General features: G+C 64.0%; 17 protein-coding genes. 6 read left to right on the forward strand and 11 right to left on the reverse strand.

From position 1 onward, the window contains the following. Positions 1-11: 11 nt before the first annotated feature. Both IC234_RS00570 and IC234_RS00575 read right to left on the reverse strand, forming a co-directional pair. Positions 12-1,475 (reverse strand): M48 family metalloprotease, encoded by a 1,464-nt coding sequence (locus tag IC234_RS00570; RefSeq protein WP_190921891.1) that lies wholly within the window; start codon positions 1,473-1,475, stop codon positions 12-14. Positions 1,476-1,582: 107 nt separating this feature from the next. Beyond that, on the reverse strand, positions 1,583-2,917 hold the full coding sequence (locus IC234_RS00575) for a type IX secretion system plug protein (RefSeq protein WP_190921892.1): 1,335 nt from the start codon (positions 2,915-2,917) through the stop codon (positions 1,583-1,585). A gap of 485 nt (positions 2,918-3,402) precedes the next feature. Here IC234_RS00575 and IC234_RS00580 point away from each other — a divergent pair, with 485 nt between their 5' ends. Beyond that, entirely contained in the window at positions 3,403-3,717 is a 315-nt protein-coding gene (locus tag IC234_RS00580) for an MBT domain-containing protein (RefSeq protein WP_190921893.1), read from the forward strand. A gap of 269 nt (positions 3,718-3,986) precedes the next feature. Here IC234_RS00580 and abc-f read toward each other — a convergent pair whose 3' ends face one another. Continuing rightward, complete coding sequence (abc-f, locus tag IC234_RS00585; RefSeq protein WP_190921894.1) at positions 3,987-5,897, reverse strand: ribosomal protection-like ABC-F family protein; 1,911 nt, start codon at positions 5,895-5,897, stop codon at positions 3,987-3,989. A 123-nt stretch (positions 5,898-6,020) separates the two neighbouring features. Then, positions 6,021-8,708 (reverse strand): hypothetical protein, encoded by a 2,688-nt coding sequence (locus IC234_RS00590; RefSeq protein ID WP_190921895.1) that lies wholly within the window; start codon positions 8,706-8,708, stop codon positions 6,021-6,023. Positions 8,709-8,877: 169 nt separating this feature from the next. On the opposite strand from IC234_RS00590, the gene IC234_RS00595 reads away from it, so the two are divergent. Continuing rightward, complete coding sequence (locus tag IC234_RS00595; protein ID WP_190921896.1) at positions 8,878-9,435, forward strand: DUF1572 family protein; 558 nt, start codon at positions 8,878-8,880, stop codon at positions 9,433-9,435. A gap of 68 nt (positions 9,436-9,503) precedes the next feature. Further along, a complete protein-coding gene (locus tag IC234_RS00600; RefSeq protein WP_190921897.1) occupies positions 9,504-10,052 on the forward strand; it encodes a 2'-5' RNA ligase family protein in 549 nt (182 codons plus the stop codon). Positions 10,053-10,120: 68 nt separating this feature from the next. On the opposite strand, the gene IC234_RS00605 is transcribed toward IC234_RS00600, so the two are convergent. The 4 genes from IC234_RS00605 to IC234_RS00620 form a co-directional block, all read right to left on the reverse strand. Continuing rightward, positions 10,121-10,756, reverse strand: a complete 636-nt coding sequence (locus IC234_RS00605) for a DNA-3-methyladenine glycosylase family protein (RefSeq protein WP_190921898.1) — start codon at positions 10,754-10,756, stop codon at positions 10,121-10,123. A gap of 30 nt (positions 10,757-10,786) precedes the next feature. Continuing rightward, positions 10,787-11,443, reverse strand: coding sequence for a metallophosphoesterase family protein (locus IC234_RS00610; RefSeq protein ID WP_190921899.1), 657 nt, complete (start codon positions 11,441-11,443; stop codon positions 10,787-10,789). Between the two features lie 42 nt (positions 11,444-11,485). Further along, complete coding sequence (locus IC234_RS00615; protein WP_190921900.1) at positions 11,486-12,778, reverse strand: cation:proton antiporter; 1,293 nt, start codon at positions 12,776-12,778, stop codon at positions 11,486-11,488. A 64-nt stretch (positions 12,779-12,842) separates the two neighbouring features. Beyond that, positions 12,843-13,886, reverse strand: a complete 1,044-nt coding sequence (locus tag IC234_RS00620; RefSeq protein WP_190921901.1) for a threonine aldolase family protein — start codon at positions 13,884-13,886, stop codon at positions 12,843-12,845. Between the two features lie 215 nt (positions 13,887-14,101). On the opposite strand from IC234_RS00620, the gene IC234_RS00625 reads away from it, so the two are divergent. Then, the gene (locus IC234_RS00625; protein WP_190922665.1) at positions 14,102-14,476 is read left to right on the forward strand and encodes a hypothetical protein; all 375 of its coding nucleotides are present in this window, start codon (positions 14,102-14,104) and stop codon (positions 14,474-14,476) included. Between the two features lie 130 nt (positions 14,477-14,606). Here the strand turns inward: IC234_RS00625 and IC234_RS00630 are convergent, their stop codons facing one another. After that, the gene (locus tag IC234_RS00630) at positions 14,607-15,110 is read right to left on the reverse strand and encodes a metallophosphoesterase family protein (RefSeq protein WP_190921902.1); all 504 of its coding nucleotides are present in this window, start codon (positions 15,108-15,110) and stop codon (positions 14,607-14,609) included. 136 nt (positions 15,111-15,246) lie between these two features. Here IC234_RS00630 and IC234_RS00635 point away from each other — a divergent pair, with 136 nt between their 5' ends. After that, a complete protein-coding gene (locus tag IC234_RS00635) occupies positions 15,247-15,951 on the forward strand; it encodes an NUDIX hydrolase (protein WP_190921903.1) in 705 nt (234 codons plus the stop codon). 58 nt (positions 15,952-16,009) lie between these two features. After that, positions 16,010-16,450 (forward strand): hypothetical protein, encoded by a 441-nt coding sequence (locus IC234_RS00640; RefSeq protein WP_223827414.1) that lies wholly within the window; start codon positions 16,010-16,012, stop codon positions 16,448-16,450. A gap of 16 nt (positions 16,451-16,466) precedes the next feature. Here the strand turns inward: IC234_RS00640 and coaD are convergent, their stop codons facing one another. Together coaD and IC234_RS00650 are read right to left on the reverse strand one after the other, a co-directional pair. Continuing rightward, entirely contained in the window at positions 16,467-16,934 is a 468-nt protein-coding gene (coaD, locus tag IC234_RS00645; RefSeq protein ID WP_190921905.1) for a pantetheine-phosphate adenylyltransferase, read from the reverse strand. A gap of 17 nt (positions 16,935-16,951) precedes the next feature. After that, complete coding sequence (locus IC234_RS00650) at positions 16,952-17,827, reverse strand: DUF3822 family protein (protein WP_190921906.1); 876 nt, start codon at positions 17,825-17,827, stop codon at positions 16,952-16,954. Between the last annotated feature and the right edge of the window lie 72 nt (positions 17,828-17,899).

Consider the following 17,899-nt stretch of genomic DNA (forward strand, 5'->3'; position numbering starts at 1 on the left):
AGTAATGCCACTTATTTGCCCACCACTTTGATGAGGGAGCCGGCGTTCACCTGCTCGTTGAGCTGCATGCCGTTGAGAATGGCCAGCTCTTCGAGGCGTTTTTCGGTCATGCCGTTGGTGGTGAGGGCCTGGCGCAGGTTGCTGCGCAGCTTCAGCTTCACGATGCGGATGCGCTCGGGCTGGCGGTTGAGCTTGTCGGGGTCGGTGAGGCGCTGGAAGCCTTCGGCTACGCTGCTGAACTGCGGCGCATAGGCGGGGAAGTCGGCCGGGGCCGCCACGCCCAGCAGCGCATACAGGCTTTTGCCGTCCTGAATGATGTGGCCCAGCACGCGTACGCCGGCCACCTGCTGGCCGGTTTGCGGGTCCTGCTGCACCTGGTCGGCCACAAACACCAGGGCCGGGAAGCCGTTGATGGCGGTGCGGCGCGGGGCTTCGCTGGCTTGCAGACTGAGCTGCTTGGCCACGGCCTGGGCGGCTTCCTCGGGGGTGGCGCCGGGGGCAGGCAGCAGGATAAGCAGGCCCTTGCCGGCCGGGTCGGCCATCTGAAACTGCGAGGGCGAGTTCTGCGACTTCCAGCCCGCCGGGATGGGGAAGCGAAATTTCAGCTCGGGGTGATAGAACACGCTGTTTTCGACGAAGCCCTGCTTGGGGTCTTCGCCGTACACTAGGCCGTCGATGAGGCGCAGGTACTGGTCGCGGTTCACGGCCAGCTTGGGGTTGCCGTTGGCCTGCTTCCATTGGTCGGCCAGCTGGTGCACGGTGTTGTACCGGTCTTCGGGGTTGGGGTGGGTGCTCAGGAAATCGGGGATGGCTTCGGCCTTCGACTGCTGCTGCTGGCGGGCCAAGGTCTGGAAGAAGTCGGCCATCTGGCTGGCGTCGTAGCCGATTTTGGACGAGTACTGCACGCCCAGTTCGTCGGACTGCCGCTCGTCGTCGCGCCCGAATTTCAGGAACAGCAGCTGCATGCCCTGCATGGCCTGCTCGCCAAACTGGGCCAGCCGGGGCGAGGCTATCATGGCGCCCATCAGGCCCACCTGGCCGATGATGGAATTGGTTTGCTGCTTGGCCGAGTGGCGGGCCGTGACGTGGCCGATTTCGTGGCCCAGCACCCCCGCAAACTGCGCTTCATTGTTGAAATGCGCCATGATGCCGCGCGTGAAGTACACGTAGCCGCCCGGGATGGCGAAGGCGTTGATGATGGGCGAGTCGACGACCCGAAACTGGTACTCGATGTTGGGGCGGTGCGACACGGCGCCCATCTTCTTGCCCTTCTCGTTGATGAAGGCCTGAATTTTTTTGTCGTCGTAGAGGCCCATCTGGGCCGTCACGGCGGGGTCCGACTGCTGGCCCATGGCCAGCTCCTGGCCTTCGGACACCAGCATGACCTCCTTTTTGCCCGTGACGGGATTGGTGGCGCAGCCGGCAACCCAGAGCAGGGCCGCCGCGCCCAGGGCGACAGGAAAACGTTGTTTCATGGGTGGGAATGGGTAAGGCGTGAGCGCAGCGGCCGGGCAGCGCCTGCGGAAGGGCTGGCGGCGTTAAGGGCTCAAACGCAGCCCACCCGGCGGGGTTATCCGGCGGCCTACTGGCGGCTGTTCATGCCCACGGTCTGGTAGCCAATGAGCAGGTCGGTGCGGGTGCCGGGCGGGCGGTAGTACACCAGCAAGTCGTACTGGTTTTCGGTTTGCTGGTGCGAGCCTTCGAAATACACTTCGTCGGGCGCCGCGCCGCGGGCGCCGGCCACGGCGAAATCGTAGTTGTAGTACCCTTGTTTGAGCAGGGCGTGGCCGGTGTAAAGCTGCTTGGCTTCGTCGTAGGCCAGCCGGAATTCGTCCTTGAGCTGCCAGTCGGTCATCGCCCCGAAGGCGTATACCGGGCCGGGGGCCAGCTGGTCGGCCTTCAGCTGAAAAGTCACGTCGAAATAGTCGGCATTGGTGGCGCCGTTGCCGTACTCGCGGCTCTCGAACACGCGCTGGCCATTGGCGTCCTGGTACTGGTTGTAGGCCAGCTTCTGGCGCGAGGTTTCGGGCTGCAGCTCCACGGCCGTGGGATTGGCGCGCGGGTCGACGTGCAGCACGCCCAAGCCCACGCTCTGCGCCGCGCGGGTGTCGAAGTAGCGGTACTCGCTCAGGCCCGGAAACGCGTTTTCGAAGTTGAAATACTGGTATTCGAGCCGGCGCTCGGCGTCGCGCACGAAGGTGGGGCGCAGGTTGACCTTGGCGTTGTCCCAACGGAAATTCTGGCGCAGTATCACCTTCACTTCGGCCGCCGGGTTCACCAGGTCCACGCCCGCGTAGCCGATGGCGAAGTCGAGCTGCTGCAGGGTGTAGCGCTCCTGCCCGCCCACCACAAAGCCGGGCTTGAGACCCACCTGCACCTGGTTTTCATACACCAGCAGCCGGCGCGACACCACCGGCGCGCCGCCGCTGTTTTGCACCACCAGCAGGTAGTTGCCGCTGATTTTGACGCCCGGCGCCCGCAGGCGGTAGTGGAAATACGGCACCTTGGTGCCCGTGCCCACCCGGTAGTCGGTGATGAGAAACTCGTTTATCTCGTTCAGAAACTGCATGTCGGTCAGCACCGAAGGCTGCCAGTCCACGTCGCAGTGAATGAGCTTGGCCGTGTAGCGCTGGCTCTGGCCGCCCAGCACGTCGAACTCCAACACAATGCCCTGACTCTGGCCCAGCGGCACCACCGGCGGCTGAAACACCTCGTTGGGCTGGCCCGTGCCCACGTAGCACTGCACGCTGCGCACGTCGGGCGAATAGGTGTAGTCCGAGTAGCGCAGGGTTTTGTCGGCGTAGTATTCCGGGGGCTTCTGGGTGCCGGCGCGGCCAGCGTTGGGGTCGGTGATGGGCGTGCCGAGCGGCACACAGGCAGTGGCCAGGAGGAGGGAGGCGAAGGGAAGGAAACGCATGAGGCGAAAGTACGGCGGTCCCACCCGTTGCTGCAGCAGCCGGTTGGGCAAAGCTGTTCATTGTATCGATACACGGCCTCTGTTGCAACCCCAGCGTCGAAAACGGGCGCGTGTTTCCGGCGGGCTGCACCATTCTGGTGCGGACCACGGAAAAATAGCGGGCAGACCCGGCACCGCTTACCGCGTTTCAGACGCATTGCTTCGGCTGCGCCCATCTGCTTATTCTCCCCAGCCTTAGTTTGAAAAAAGCTGAGTGAAATCGCCGAACGGGCAACGCTTTGTATCAACCGTGGGGGCTGGCCGAATTGTAGTGGCGGCCACTCATTGCCTTGAATGGCCGCAATAATTTTGCTGGCACGGCAGCCGGCTTTTAGCTTTGGCGCAAAGCCGACTAGCTTGGCTAGTAGTTGGCTTTCATGTCCCCATCGAGCTTCTCCGCTTTAGCGAGGCGCGATGCATATAAAGTACTTTTAATTTGCCTCCATATGCGCCTGCCCTTACTCCTTGTCTGCGCCCTGTCTTGTACTGCTGCGTTTGGCCAAGCCGGAAATTTTAAAACCGGCGAATTGGTAAGTGTAAATGCGTACGGCGTCTCGTTTGAAGCAACCGTCTTGGAAATTGCTCAGGGCAAATACAAGGTGCATTACGAAGACAGAGATTCACCCGATGAATGGGTGGCGGCTGATAAAATCACCAAGTTCAACGCCGGCAAAACCGCCGGGGGACCGGTCAGGGGCAAATACATCTGCAATTTGCTTTCGCCCACCGGGTGGTATTATTCCGGCACGTTTGAAATATGACAAAAGAACACCTACAAATACCTGACCGGGTTGAAGGGCACCGGCGCGTTCAAGTACGACGAAACCACTCGCAAAATTACCTGGCTCAGCGGCGACCTGAAAAGGCCAGGAATTTCCGGCGAATACACCAATCTGCTCCCGGACGGCCCCCGCATCACCCTAATTTTCCCGAAAGGAAAAAGGGTCGGTGATGTGCAGCAATGCATTTGCAAAGAGCTGTATAAATAGCCTCCAAACGGCCGTGCTTCCAACCCATGCCTGCGGCCTGCTTACACCTCCGCCAGCATTTCCCACCGGTCGTTTAGCTGCGCCAGCTCCTTTTTCACCTGCTCAAATTTCACCGTTGCGTCTTTTAGCTGCGACGCGTTTTCATAAATTTTGGGGTCGGCGAGCTGCTTTTCGTAGCCGGCCAATTCCTTTTCCAATACGTCGATTTTGGCTTCAACCTCGGCCAGCTCTTTCAGGGCTTTTTTCTGGTCGGGCGAAGAGGTTTTGGCGGGCGTGGCGTCGGCTTTTTTCTCCTCCTTGGGCTGGGGTTTGTTGGCCGAAGGCGAGGGCAGGCCGGCTTTTTTGGCGGCTTTCTCGCGGTCTTCCTGCCACTGCTCGTACTCCACGTAGGTGCCGGGGTATTCCTTCAGCTGGTAGTCTTCGATAAACCAGATTTTGGTGGCCACGTTTTCCACGAAGTACCGGTCGTGGCTGATGACGATGAACGTGCCCTCGTACTGCTCCAGGGCCTGGATGAGAATATTTACCGACACCATGTCCAGGTGGTTGGTCGGTTCGTCAAGCAGCAGGAAGTTGGCTTCCGAAATCAGGGTTTTGGCCAGGGCCACGCGGCTTTTCTCGCCGCCGCTCAGCACCTTAATTTTCTTGAAAACTTCCTCGCCCGTGAACAGGAAAGAGCCCAGCACCGAGCGCAATTCCATGTCGTTGCGCTTCGAGCCGGCCTCGCTCATCTCCTGCAAAATCTCGTTGTCGAGCGTCAGGCTTTCCAACTGGTGCTGGGCGTAGAACGACATAATCACGTTGTGGCCCAGCTGGTGCTTGCCCGCCGTGGGCGCCTCGGTGCCCGCCACCAGGCGCATGAGCGTCGATTTGCCCTTGCCGTTGGCCCCAATCAGCGCGATTTTGTCGCCGCGCTCGATGTGCACGTTGGTGTCGCGGAAAATCAGCTTCTGGTCGTACTTCTTCGTCACGTGCTCCATGCGGAGGATGTGGCGGCCGGGCTCGACTTTGAAGGTGAATTTCATGTTGATTTTGGCCGCGTCCTGGGCCACGTCCTCGATGCGCTCCAGCTTGTCCAGCGCCTTCACTCGGCTCTGGGCCTGCTTGGCCTTGCTGGCCTTGGCTTTGAAGCGCTCGATGAACCGCTCGGCCTGCCGAATCTGGGCCTGCTGGTTCTCAAAAGCGCCTTTCTGGATGGCGTTGCGCTCCTCTTTCTCTTCGAGGTAGTAGCTGTAGTTGCCGGCGTAAGGCACCAGTTTGCCGCCCAGCACTTCCACGGTGGTGTTAGTGGTGCGGTCGAGGAAGGCGCGGTCGTGGCTCACGATGATGACGGCGCCCTCGTAGTCGGCCAGGTAGTTCTCAATCCACTTAATGGAGGGCAAGTCCAAGTGGTTGGTGGGTTCGTCAAGGAGCAGGAGGGAGGGCTGCTGCAGCAGGATTTTGGCCAGCATCACGCGCATGCGCCAGCCCCCCGAGAAGCTTTTCAGCGGCTTCTGCAGGTCTTCGGTCGAGAAGCCCAGGCCTTCCAGAATTTCCTCGGCGCGGGCCTGCATGGTGTAGCCGCCCAGCGCCTCAAACCGTTCCTGCATGGTGGCCAGCTTGTCCACCAAGTCATCGGAATAGTCGGTTTCGAACTGCACCAGGATTTCGTCAATCTTCTTCTGCAATTCCAGCGCTTCCTCAAAGGCTTGCATGGCCACGTGCAGGATGCTCTCGTGCGTGTCGTAGCTCAGCAAGTCCTGGTTCAGGAAGCCCAGCGTCACGTCCTTGGCCATCGAAATCGAGCCGCCGTCGGCCTTGTACTCGCCCACCAGCAGGCGCAGCAAGGTCGATTTGCCGGTGCCGTTGAGGCCGATGAGGCCGATTTTGTCTTTGGGCTTGATGTGCAGACTCGCGTTGTCGTAGAGCGTGCGGGAGCCAAAGTGGAAGTCGAGGTCGGAAATGGAAATCATGGGGTCGGGGGTATTCAGGGGCAAAGGTACGGAACCCCGGCCCGGCGTTTTTCGCTCCCGCCCGATTTCTGCCCGCCTTTTCCGGTCGGACGGCTACGCCGTTGGACCGCGAGGGGGCTGGTGCTACTTCGGCAGCGGGGCCTCGTCCTTGCTCTCGCTCAGCTTCTGGGCCAGGGCCTGGGGCACGCCCACGTTGTCGAACAAGCCGCTCACCACGCCCTGCCGCCAGAGCGTGAACACCGAAAAGCGCGGCTCGCGGGTCGAAATCATCTTCCCGGTCACCAGCTCGCCGCGCTTGCGCGGGTTCTGGTCGCGGATGACAATGACGTTGACGGCCTTCGAGATGACGCGCTTGAGCAAGGGCTTCTTGATTTCTTCGTCTTTGTAGCCCAGCAGCCGCAGCTGCAGTCCCGAGTATTCGGCCCACATGGTGCCGGTGGTGCCCCGCCGGCTGGCCTGCATGTCGAAGCGGATGCGGTGCACGTCGCCTTTCTTAAACTCCACCAGCCGCGTGGGCACCGTCATGGAGTTCAGGATGTTGAACTGCCCGGCCCCGAACGTGCCCCACACGCGGTGCCGCCCCAGCGGGTCGAGCGTGTACATCGACACTTGGGCGTCGAGGCGGCACCGGTTTTGCAGGTACGTGGTGGCGCGGCCCGTGAGCGGCGTGGCCGGCGTTTGGCGCTTGGGGTCGTTGCTCAGGTTGAAGAAGCTGCCCGTGAAGCGGTTGATGCTCAAGGTTCCGGGCAGGGGCGTGAGGGGGCTGCGGTACCTCGTGGCAAGGGTGCCGCTCACGATGTCGAGCCGGCGCACGTCCACCGTCATGGGCAGGTTGCGCATTTCTTCGGGCGAAATCTTGGAGCGGTTCGGGTTGATGGGGCCGCGGCCGTCGGAGGCAATGCGCACTTCCGGCCGCTGCACCGTCACGCGGGCCACCCGCACATCGGCGCGCCGCACCAGTCCGGCAAATTCCAGCCCGCTGAAAGTCAGGGAAGGAATTTTCACGCGGACGGCGGGTACCTGGTAGCCCTTGTGCAGGTTCATGCCCACGGGCGAGTATTTGGGGACCAAAGCCATGTTCTCAAACCGAAACGTCTGGGCGTCGGTGTCGAGGCGGGCGCGCTGGCTGCTGGCCCGGTAATAGGGCGGGTCAAACGGCGCCGAAATGAGGCCGGAACTAGCCTTCCAGGCCCGCGCGTAGGCAATGCGCCGCGGTTCCAGCGCCGCCAGCGAGTCGATGCGGATGCCGCGTCCGGTCAGGTCTATGTCGTTGATTTCGGGCGAATGACGCAGGCCGCCAATCTGCAGGAAGCTGCGCCGGATGCGCAACTTGGCCAAATCGGTGCGCCGCACGGCTTTCGAGAGCAGCTTCCACACCGGCGGAGGCGCCTGTTTGGGCGGCGTGAAAATGAGCCGGGCGTTCTCTAACAGCAGCACCGATGCCCGCAGACGTCGCCGCCGCTGCACCTCGGCGGCATCGAAGCCGCGCAGGGCGAGGGTGGGCAGAGTCAGGTCGATGCGCACCGCACCGGGCGTGCCTTGGCCCGGCCCTGGCGGCCGCACGCGCACGGCGCGCAGGGCCAGCGTACCGGCCGAGGTCGACAGCTTTAGCCCGCCCACCTGCACGGCGTGGCCCGCCACCGTGGCGTTGCTGCGGCCCAGCCCCAGCGTCCAGGCCTTGGCAAAAAGCACCCGCCCGGCATTGGGAACGGTGCCGGAATCGACGCGAATGGCAGTTCCGGCCACCTCAATCGTGCGAATAACGGAACGCAGGGCCTCGTCTTTTACCTGCAAAAAGCCCTGGTGCACAACCAAATGTGCCAGGTCAAGCCTGCGGGCAAAAGTACCGAAACCGGCACCGCCCGCAGCTTTTTTAGCCGGGGGCACCACGGTCAGCCGCGGGGCCTGCAGCAGCAGCGAATCGGCGCGAAACGTGTGCTGGTGCAGCAGGCGGGCCGCGTTCAGCCCGGTGAGGCGCAGGCGGGGCATTGCCAGGCTCACGCGCGGCAGGTTGCCCGGCACGGCATTCCCGGGCTGTACTTCCACGGAATCAAGCTGAATTTCCTGGTCGGCGGTGGCCACTAGCAGGCCCTTGAGCTGCAGGCGGTGGCCTTGTGCCAGCCCCTGCGCCTGCTGCAGCTGCAGGCGCCAGGCGGTGGCGTAGGCCAAGCGTTGGGTATCGGCCGCGCCGGCGGGGCTAATGAGCAGGTCGTGCGCGCTCAGGTCGGCGCGGCGCAGGCGGGCGGCGGCCGGCGTGCCGGGCAGGTACTGCGCCTGCGTGTGCAGCAGACCGAGGTAGCCGATTTCCAGCCCTTTCAACTTGAGCGGCAACTGCTCGTGCAGGGGCTTGCCGGCGTTGCGGGTCGGGCGTCGGGCCAGGGCCAGCACCTGAATGGCCACCGAATCAAGCACGATGCTGTCGACGGGCACCACGGCTTTGCGCAGCAGCGCCAGCAGGCCCACGCCCGTAACGTTGAGGCGGGCGGCGTCGAGGCGCAGGCGCGGCAGGGTGTCGGCCACCTGGGCGGCGGGGCGCAGGCGCACGTTCTGCAGGCGCATGGCGCGCTGCCAGAGGCTGGTTTCCAGCGCCCCGATTTGCAGGCGGTACTGGCCGTGGGTTTGGGCAGATACCTGTTGTTCCAGCTGGCGGCGCAGCCAGGGGTCGAGGTAGTGCTGCACCACCAGCGCCGCGCCCAGCAGCAGCGCCACCACGCCCAGCAGCCACCACAGCCACTTCGGGGCCCGTGCGGGCGCGGCCGGGGTCGGCGTAGGCGACGCGGAAGAGGGAGCGGTAACGACGGTTTCGGGCACGAGAGCAGGGCAAAGGGTATCGTAACGCGAAAGGCGCCGGCGAGGATGAGCCGCGGCAGGCGAAGTCGATAAAGACCGGCATTTTGCCGACCGGTGCACTGAGAAGAATGCCGCAACGGCACCAGTTGTTTTGCACCATGGGCTGCCCGCGTGCTGTATTTTTGGCGCCATGGCTACTCCACTTGCTTCCGACGCGTTGGGCACGGCCGTACTGGCCACGGTGCGCCACGGCTTTCAGTCCTCCAAAAGCCTGGCCGACCGGGCGTTGGCCCAAATCTCCGACGCTGAGTGGCTGCACCGCCCTGCGCCCGGGGCCAACAGCGCCGCCGTCATTGTGCAGCACCTGGCCGGCAACCTGCGCTCGCGCTTCACCGATTTTCTGACTTCCGACGGCGAAAAACCAAACCGCCGGCGCGACCAGGAGTTTGAAGAGCCCGCCACGGTGGCGTCCATTGCCCCGCTGCGAGCCGAGTGGGAAGCTGCCTGGCGCGTCCTTTTCGACTTGCTCGACGCCCTGCAGCCCGCCGACCTGCTGCGCCCCGTCACCATTCGGGGCGAGGCGCACACGGTGCTGGCGGCCCTGCAGCGGCAGCTGACGCATTATGCCTACCACACGGGTCAGTTGGTGCAGCTGGCCAAGGGCCTGCGCGGCGCGGCGTTCCAGTCGTTGAGCATCCCGCGCGGGCAGAGTGAACAATTTAACCGGCAAATGCCCCAACACATTTAATGTCAACTGGTTTTCAACAATCGGCCGCGGTTTTCGGCGCGCCGCCGGCTTCCTCCGTACCTACTGCCATGCTTGCCATTACTTCGTTGCTCAGCCCGCCGCACGTGTCGCGCATCAACACCATCATCAAAAGCCTGGAAGAAAAGTTTGGCCTCGACGACGTGCAGGCCACCCTCGACCCGCACCTGACCTACCAGCTGGCCGGTGTCAAAAAGCTGAGCTCCCTGAAGAAAGTGCTGGCCGACGTGGCCGCCACCACCGAGCCGTTTCCGGCCTTCACCACGGGCCTGGGCGTGTTTCCGGGCGAGCGGCCGGTCATCTACATTCCCGTGCTGCGCTCCGATGCCCTCAACGCCCTGCACCGGCGCATCCGCGAAGCCACCGCGCCGCTCTGCCTGCGCACCGACAAGTTCAGCGGGCCCGACTGCTGGCTGCCGCACATCTCGCTGGCCCTGCACGACACCACCCCCGACCTGCTGGGCCCCGTGCTGGCCTACCTCAACCAGGAAACCTACAACCTCAAAATCATCATCGACAACCTCGCCATCCTGCGGCAGGAGGGCGAGCTGTTTGTGCGCGAGGAAGTGTTTGAAATGGGGGCCAAGGTGCTGGCGTAGTCAAGGCTTAAAAACCTGTCATTCTGAGCGCAGCGAAGGATGACAGGTTTGTTGTTGCTCAATCACCGCTACTCTGCCGTGGGCGGAATCTGGGTGCCGTTGTCCAGGCTCTGCCACAGGTATTTGCAGGCCAGGGTGCGGTAGGGGCGCCAGGCTTCGGCAATGGCGAGCATGCGCTTTTGCAGGGCGCGGCCGGTTTCTTCCAGGCCGTAGAGGCGGCGCATGGCGTTCTGCACGCCCAGGTCGCCTTCCGAAAACACGTCGGGCTGGTCGAGGGCAAACATTTGCAGCATCTGGGCCGTCCAGCGGCCCACGCCCCGAATGGCGGTGAGGTGCTGGGTAAAGGCTTCTTCGGAAAGGCCGGTGAGGTGGTCGTAGTCGAGCAGGCCCCGCTCGTTGTATTCGGCAATGGCCTTGAGGTAGCCGGCTTTCTGACGCGAGAGGCCCACGGCGCGCAGCTCGTCCTCGGTCAGGGCCAGCACTTCGCGCGGCTCGGGGTAGCCCTCCGGCGGAAACAGGCTCTGGAAGCGCTTCCAGATGGCCGCCGCGGCTTTGGTTGAAATCTGCTGGCTCACGATGGCGCGCAGCAGGGCCAGGTACAGGTCTTCGTGCGGGCGCGGGTGGATTTCGCGGCCCGCGGCAATCAGGGCGCCCAGCCGCGGGTCGGCGGCGGTGAGGTGTTCGATGGCGGCTTGGTTGAGCATCAACGGCAACGGAATGGTGGAAGTGGAAGACTACTCCAGCAGGTCTTCGGGGTGAACGGGAATCAGGATGATGTCGAGCGGCCGGCCGGTGGGGGAGAGGCGCACGCCCGTCAGGTTGCCGCCAAACACGGCGCCCGTGTCGATGTAGAGGGCGTTGGTGGCTTTGTCGAACTTGGGCTCGCCTTGGGGCATGGGCGTGTGGCCTACCACCTGCAGCTGGGGCAGGCGCCGGAGCGGCGTGCGGGTCCACAGCAGGCCGTCGGAGCTGTCGGGGTTGTAGGCCTGGTCGGAAGTGCCGATGCCGGCGTGGCTCACCAGCACGTGCTCGTTTTCCCAGAAAAGCGGGCGCTGTTCCAGCCAGAGCAAGTGCCAGGCCAGCAATTCGGGCCGGGCGCGGTATTGGTCGGCGGTGCTGCGGCCGCCCCAGCGCAACCAGCCGGGGTAGGGGCCATCGGGCCCGAAATGGTGCAGCAGGGCGTCCTCGTGGTTGCCCATGAGGAAGGTGGTCGAGTCCGGGTATTGTTCGCTCAGGCTGCGGGCCAGCTCCACCGTTTCCGGAATGTAGGCGCCCCGGTCCACCAGGTCGCCCACCTGAATCAGGAACTCGGTGGCGGGGTCCCAGCGCTTCAGCAGTTCCTGAAAGGTGTGGAAGCACCCGTGCACGTCGCCGATGATGAACAAATTCATAAGGTCAGAACGTCAGATGGGTGGTTTGGGTGCCGGGGCTCATCAGTGCGCTTTGGGGGCGACGGCGGCCCCGGTGGCCGGGCTCGGCTGGCCCACGCCCAGCCAGCGCACCAGCGGGCCAATGGTCAGCCCTTGCCCCACAATCGAAAACACCACAATCACATACGTCACGCCCACAATGAGCTCGCGCGGCATGGTGGGCGGCAGGCTCAGCGCCAGGGCCACCGAGAGGCCACCCCGCAGGCCGCCCCAGGTGAGCACGGCCACGCCGTGGTCGGAAGGCCGAAACGTGGGCATCAGCCGCAGAAACACCAGCGGCACCGACACGGCCACCCAGCGCGCCAGCAGCACCACCACAATGGCCGCCAGCCCCACCAGCACCGTGCGCCCCGGAATGTCGAGCACCAGCACTTCCAGCCCCATCAGCACAAACAGCAGCGCGTTCAGCACCTCGTCAATCAGCTCCCAAAACTTGTCCACGTAGTCCTGCGACTCGTTCGACATCACCCCGCGCTGGCGGCTGAAGTGGCCCACCAGCAGGCCCGCCATCACCATGGCCAGCGGCCCCGAGGTGTGCAGGCGGGCCGCCAGCGCCGTGCCGCCGGCCACCAGGGCCAGCGTCAGCAGCACCTCCACCTGGTAGTTGTCGATGGTGCGCAGCAGCCAGGCCGCGCCCAGCCCGAGGGCCGTGCCCAGGGCCAGGCCGCCCAGGGTTTCGCGGGCAAACACGGTCAGCGCGTGCCCCACCGTGAAGTCCTGCGGGCCCAGCAGGGCCACCTCCAGCGTCACCACAAACAGCACCACGCCCACGCCGTCGTTGAACAGCGACTCGCCCACGATTTTGGTTTCCAAGGACTTCGAGATGTTGGCTTTGGTCAGAATGCTGAGCACGGCAATGGGGTCGGTGGGCGAAATGAGCGCCCCAAACAGCAGGCAGTAGATGAAAGGCGTGGGCAGCCCGAACAGCGGCAGCAGAAAAAACATGGCCGTGGCCACCAGCACCGTGCTCACCGGCGTGCCGATGAGTGCCAGGGCGCCCACCGGCCAGCGCAGCTTGCCCAGCCGGCCCGCATCGACGTGAATGGCCCCCGCAAACAGCAGAAAGCCCAGCATCACCTGCATCACAATGCGGCTGAAATCGAGCTTGCCCACCACGCCGGCCAGCTGCAGCACGGGCTGCACGTCAAACTTGGCCAGCAGCACCAGCAGCAGCGACGCCGCCAGGCCCAGCACCATCAGCCCAATGGCCGGCGGCATGCGCAAAAAGCGGTGGTTGAGGTAGGCAAAGCCGGCAGCCGTGACGAGCAGCAGCGCCAACGCGTTGTATAAATCCATCAGCAGTAAGGTAAGTAAAGCCGCAGGCGCCCCGTCGGGGCGAGCGGCGCAACGGGCAACAACATCAACTGCCCAGCGCCCCCAGCGCCGCTTCCACGCGCGCCAGCATGGCATCGTCCACGTCCAGGTGCGTTACGAAGCGAATCCACTGCGGCCCAAAGCTGCTGGCCCGAATGCCCTGCCGCTCCAGCGCCGCCAGAAACTCGGCCGCGGGCTGGCTCTCGTGCAGCCGGAAGATGACGAGGTTGGTTTCGGGCGCCAGCACTTCGGCCACGTAGGGCTGGTCCTGCAGCACCGCCGCCAGGCGAGCGGCCCGCCGGTGGTCGTCGGCCAGGCGCGCCACGTTGTTTTCCAACGCGTAAATGCCCGCCGCGGCCAGGTAGCCGGCCTGCCGCCACCCGCCGCCCATCACCTTGCGGATGCGCTTGCACTTCTTAATAAACGCGGCCGAGCCCAGCAGCACCGAGCCCACCGGCGTGCCCATGCCCTTGGAAAGGCACACCGAAATCGAGTCGAACAACTGCCCGTAGTCCTCGCTGCGCTGCCCCGTGGCCACCAGCGCGTTGAAAATGCGGGCCCCGTCGAGGTGCCGGGCAATGCCGTGCCGCGTGGCCACGTCGCTGATGGCCCGCAGGTCGTCGAGCGAGTAGCAGGTGCCGCCGCCGCGGTTGTGCGTGTTTTCGAGCGAAATGAGGCTGGTGGTGGGGTAATGCACGTTTTCGGGCCGAATGGCGGCTTCCACTTGCGCTGCCGTCACGCGCCCGCGATGCCCCGGCAGCAGCGCCACCGAGGCGCCCGAGTGAAACGCAATGCCGCCCACTTCCCACAAATAAATGTGCGACGTTTGCTCGCAAATCACCTCGCTTAGCGGCTCGGTGTGGGCTTTGATGGCAATCTGGTTAGTCATGGTGCCCGAGGGGCAAAACAGGCCGGCTTCGAGGCCGAAGCGGGCGGCGGCCATTTCTTCGAGGCGGCGCACGGTGGGGTCTTCGTCGTACACGTCGTCGCCCACCGGGGCGGCAAACATGGCTTCCAGCATGGCCGGCGTGGGCCGCGTCACGGTATCGGAGCGCAGGTCGACAAGGGGAAGGGCAGAGGAAACGGTCATGGCAAAGAGTTAGACAGAAAAGCAGAGGTCGGAAAAAACGCGCTGGGTGGGCCACGCAGGCCCGCAGGCAAAAGTAGCCCCCAATCGGCCGGGCCGTTGCCGGGCCCCGAAAGCGCAGTAATCCAGCAAAATGCCTCATGGGCTTGCACTTTCAAAATGAAAGCCCTACTTTTGCCCTCCGTTTCGTAAGCTTAGACTTTAACCATCCCGGCACCATGTCCGTTACCCGCCTCAAGCGCAAGCACCGCAAGAACATTGCCCGCGCTAACAACAAGCAGCACATCATCAAGGAATTGCTCCGCACGCCCGTTCTGAAAAACGTGGACATCGAGGAGCTGAAGTCGCGCTTTGCCACCACCGGTGGCGTGGCCGGTGCCGTGGCTGCCGTGAAGAAAACCGCCACTGCCGCTGCCGAAAAGGTGAAAGAAGTGGTGGCCGACGCCGTTGAAACTGTGAAAGAGGCCGTAACGCCCGCCACCGACGAAACCGCCGCCAACGCCGAAGCTTTCGACGACGCCGAAGCCGTAACCAAGCCCGTGAACGAAGACGGCCAGGAAGGCGAGCACCCCAAGCCCGAAATCGCGCTCTAATACCGCCGCCCGTGCCGAGTGAGCGGAGCCATCCGGCCCGCGTTGCGCGGCCAGTGCCCCATAAGGTGAAAAGCCCCAGCTCTGCAAACGAGCCGGGGCTTTTTGGTTTGCGGGCCGCGCTGGGCCAGCGCTAGCTGGCCCGCTTGCCCAGCTCCACGGCCTGCAGGTCCACCACCCGCCCGGCTTCGATGCCGAAGCGCAGCAGCGTGCGCACTTGGTGGAAGCCGTGCCGTCCGGCCGCGCCCGGGTTCAGGTGCAGCAGGCCCAGCTTTTTATCCGGCATCACCCGCAAAATGTGGGAGTGGCCGGTGATGAACAGGCCCGGCCGTGCCTCGGCCAGCAGGGGCCGGGCGGCGGGCGCGTAGTGGCCCGGGTAGCCGCCAATGTGCGTAATTAGCACCCGAAGCCCTTCTATTTCAAAGCGTTGAACCAGGGGCTGGGTGCGGCGCACGTCCGTGCCGTCGATATTGCCGTACACGCCCCGAAAGCGCGGCGCTAAGGCCTGCAGTTCGTCCACCACGCGGGCATCGCCGAAGTCTCCGGCGTGCCAGATTTCGTCGCAGCCGCGCAGATGATGCGCGATTCGCTCGTCGAGGTAGCCGTGGGTGTCGGAAAGCAGGCCAATGCGTGTCATGGCGCAAAGATGCAGCGCTCCGGCAAATCGGCCGGGCCCCGTATCTTGCGCCCGCTGCCCAAAGCATTCCTCTCAATTTCTTTCTGATTTCGGCGGCCCCGTTGCCCGTTATCGTTTCCCCAAGCCGCTTTTTCCGATGAATATTTTCATCAACGACATTCCGCTGGTCATCAAAAAACTCAGCGAGAAAGTGTACAAGCACAAGTTCGACTTGGTGCTCAATCCCGACGATGACTTCACGTCGAAAGACTTGGTGGGCGACGTGCTGGTGAAAGACGCCGGCCCGCTGTTCATCGACCGCCTTCTGCGCCTGATGGAGGTGAAAAAGCTCAAAAAGCTTAAGTCGCTGACCATGCTGGTCAAAAAGAAAAAGCACGTCATCCTGCACCTGAAAGACCAGTTCAAAATTGCCAAAGCCGGCGGCGGATTGGTGGTGAAAGGCGACCAGGTGCTCATGATTTACCGCCTCGGCAAGTGGGACCTGCCCAAGGGCAAGCTCAAGAGCGACGAGGACACGGCCGCCGGCGCCTTGCGCGAGGTGGAAGAAGAAACCAACATCAAGCTCGAGCTGGGCGAAAAGCTGCCCAGCACCTGGCACAGCTACGCCTACAAAGGCAACAAGATGCTGAAAAAGACCAATTGGTACCTCATGAAGTGTCTCGACGACAGCCTCATGAAGCCCCAAACCGAAGAGTACATCGAGGAAGTGCGCTGGATGTCGCCGCAGGAGGCTCTGGCCAAACTCGAAGATTCCTATGCTTCCATTGCGCTGGTGGTGCGGTATTACCTCAGCCATATGACTGGGAAACAAGCCAAAGAGGCGTCCGCCACCGGAAAATAGCAGTATATTGCGGTCTATGCGACCGATTCTGGCAGGGCTATTGGCTACGGTAATGGGAATGGGCGCTTGTTCGGGCTCGCACGAGCCCCAGCGCGTCGTTGCGTCGCGCGCCCCGGCCGGCGGTCCTACCCAGCCGGGCGTCGACGTGCCCGCCTTGCTCAACCTCAGCATTGATGAGATGAACGCGCGGGTGGGACCGGCGCTGCCGCTGCCCACCGACTTTGTGGACCCCACCGTGACCGCCCAAAGCCAACGCAGCGGCGCTTTAGACTCAATGGCCCTGTTTCGGAGCCGCGGGCTGGCCATGATAGTGGCCTACGACCACCGGTCGCGGGAAGTGAACGACCTGTTGCTGCTGGGCAGCAACGAAAGCGACCTCATGAACCGCGCCCGCCTGCAGCTCGGTGCCGACCGCTACCTCGTGCTGCCGGTTTTCCAGGTGCGGCGGCCCACCCAACTGCTGGGCCTGCGCGTGCTGCCCGTGGCCCTCAATCAGTAGGCCGGTCGGGCAGGCATCAGCGGCCGAGCGGCGGCATGGGGTAGGGCAGAAAAGCATCCACGTTGCCCCCGAAGCGGTGAATGTCGCGGATGATGGTGCTGCTCACCGACCCCAGGGCGGGCGAGGTGAGCAAAAACACGGTTTCCAGGCCGGGATTGACGTGCTGGTTGCCGTAGGCAATGGGCTTTTCGTATTCGAAATCGGGGCTGTTGCGCAGGCCGCGCAGCAGGTAGCGGGCGCCCGTCTCGCGGGCAAATTCCGCGGTGAGGCCCTTGAACGTGCGCACCGATACGCGGGGCTCGTGCTCGAACACCCCTGCGATGAGGCCCACCATCTGCTCCACGGGCAGGTAGCGCTGCTTGCTGCTGTTGGTGCCAATGGCCACGATTACTTCGTCGAAAAGCTCCACGCCGCGGCGCACCACGTCGAGGTGCCCGTTGGTGAAGGGGTCGAAGGAGCCGGGGAAAATGGCAATGCGGGGCATGGAAATTAAGTTGGCGTTCAGCAGAAATGCAGGCTGAACAGGTCGAAATACCGGTACTCGAACACGTCGTTGAGGCGGTAGCTGTACTGCACGTTGCCGGGGCGCGGGCCAAAGCGCACGTTGCGCACGTAGGTGCGCAGCAGGCTGAAAATGGCCGAATCGGGCATGAGCTCGCCCCACACGGTCACCTCGTCCTGGTCGGGGTCGAGGTGCAGCTCCTGCATCACGAGGATGGTGTAGTACACCACGTCTTCAGCCGTGGTGCAGGAAAACACGTTGCAGTACTCCAGGTGCTGGCCCAGCACCACCAGCGTCAGCTCCTGCGGGCCGGGGTTGAGGTAGAGGCGGCGCGGGGCCGCGGCCCCGCGCTGGTGCACCAGGCCGGCCAGCAGGGCGCTGGTGTGGTGCAGCAGGCGGCCGCTGGCGCCGTGCGTGGCCGTCAGCCAGTCGGCCTGGCGCGCATCGGCGGCAAACACGTTCACCAGCTCCAGGCCCGGGTGGGTGGTGTGGCGTACGGTTTCGGTGGGAGAGGGGGCGTGGTGCAGGCGCAGGGCCGCTTCTTCGTCGCCGGGCCGAAACAGCGGGGCGGGCAGCAGCGTGAACCCACGGCCCGTGACGGCGAGGCGCACGGCGTTCCAGCCACGTTGGCCCAGGCAGTCGTGCTGCGCGGCCAGCGCGTCCAGCCCCCCCGCAGCCAGCGGATATTCTTCCAGCAGCACAAACTTGTGGCGCTCCACGTCGACGGCGGCCAGCTGCAGGCGCGTGGGGCTGGCCAGCAAGTACAGGTTGTAGGCCCCCAGATTGCCGGGGTCGAAGGTTTCGTCGCGCAGGCGCAGCAGGGCGCCGGACGTGGCCGCCGAAGCGGAGGAAGCAGAAGAAACGGAGGCAGGCACGAATTCGAAGCGAAACAGGCCCAGTGGCCGGGGCTAAAGATAACGCTTGAGTCGGTGAGGAAGGCAGAATGC

Source organism: Hymenobacter armeniacus, from assembly GCF_014699055.1.
GTDB lineage: Bacteria > Bacteroidota > Bacteroidia > Cytophagales > Hymenobacteraceae > Hymenobacter > Hymenobacter armeniacus.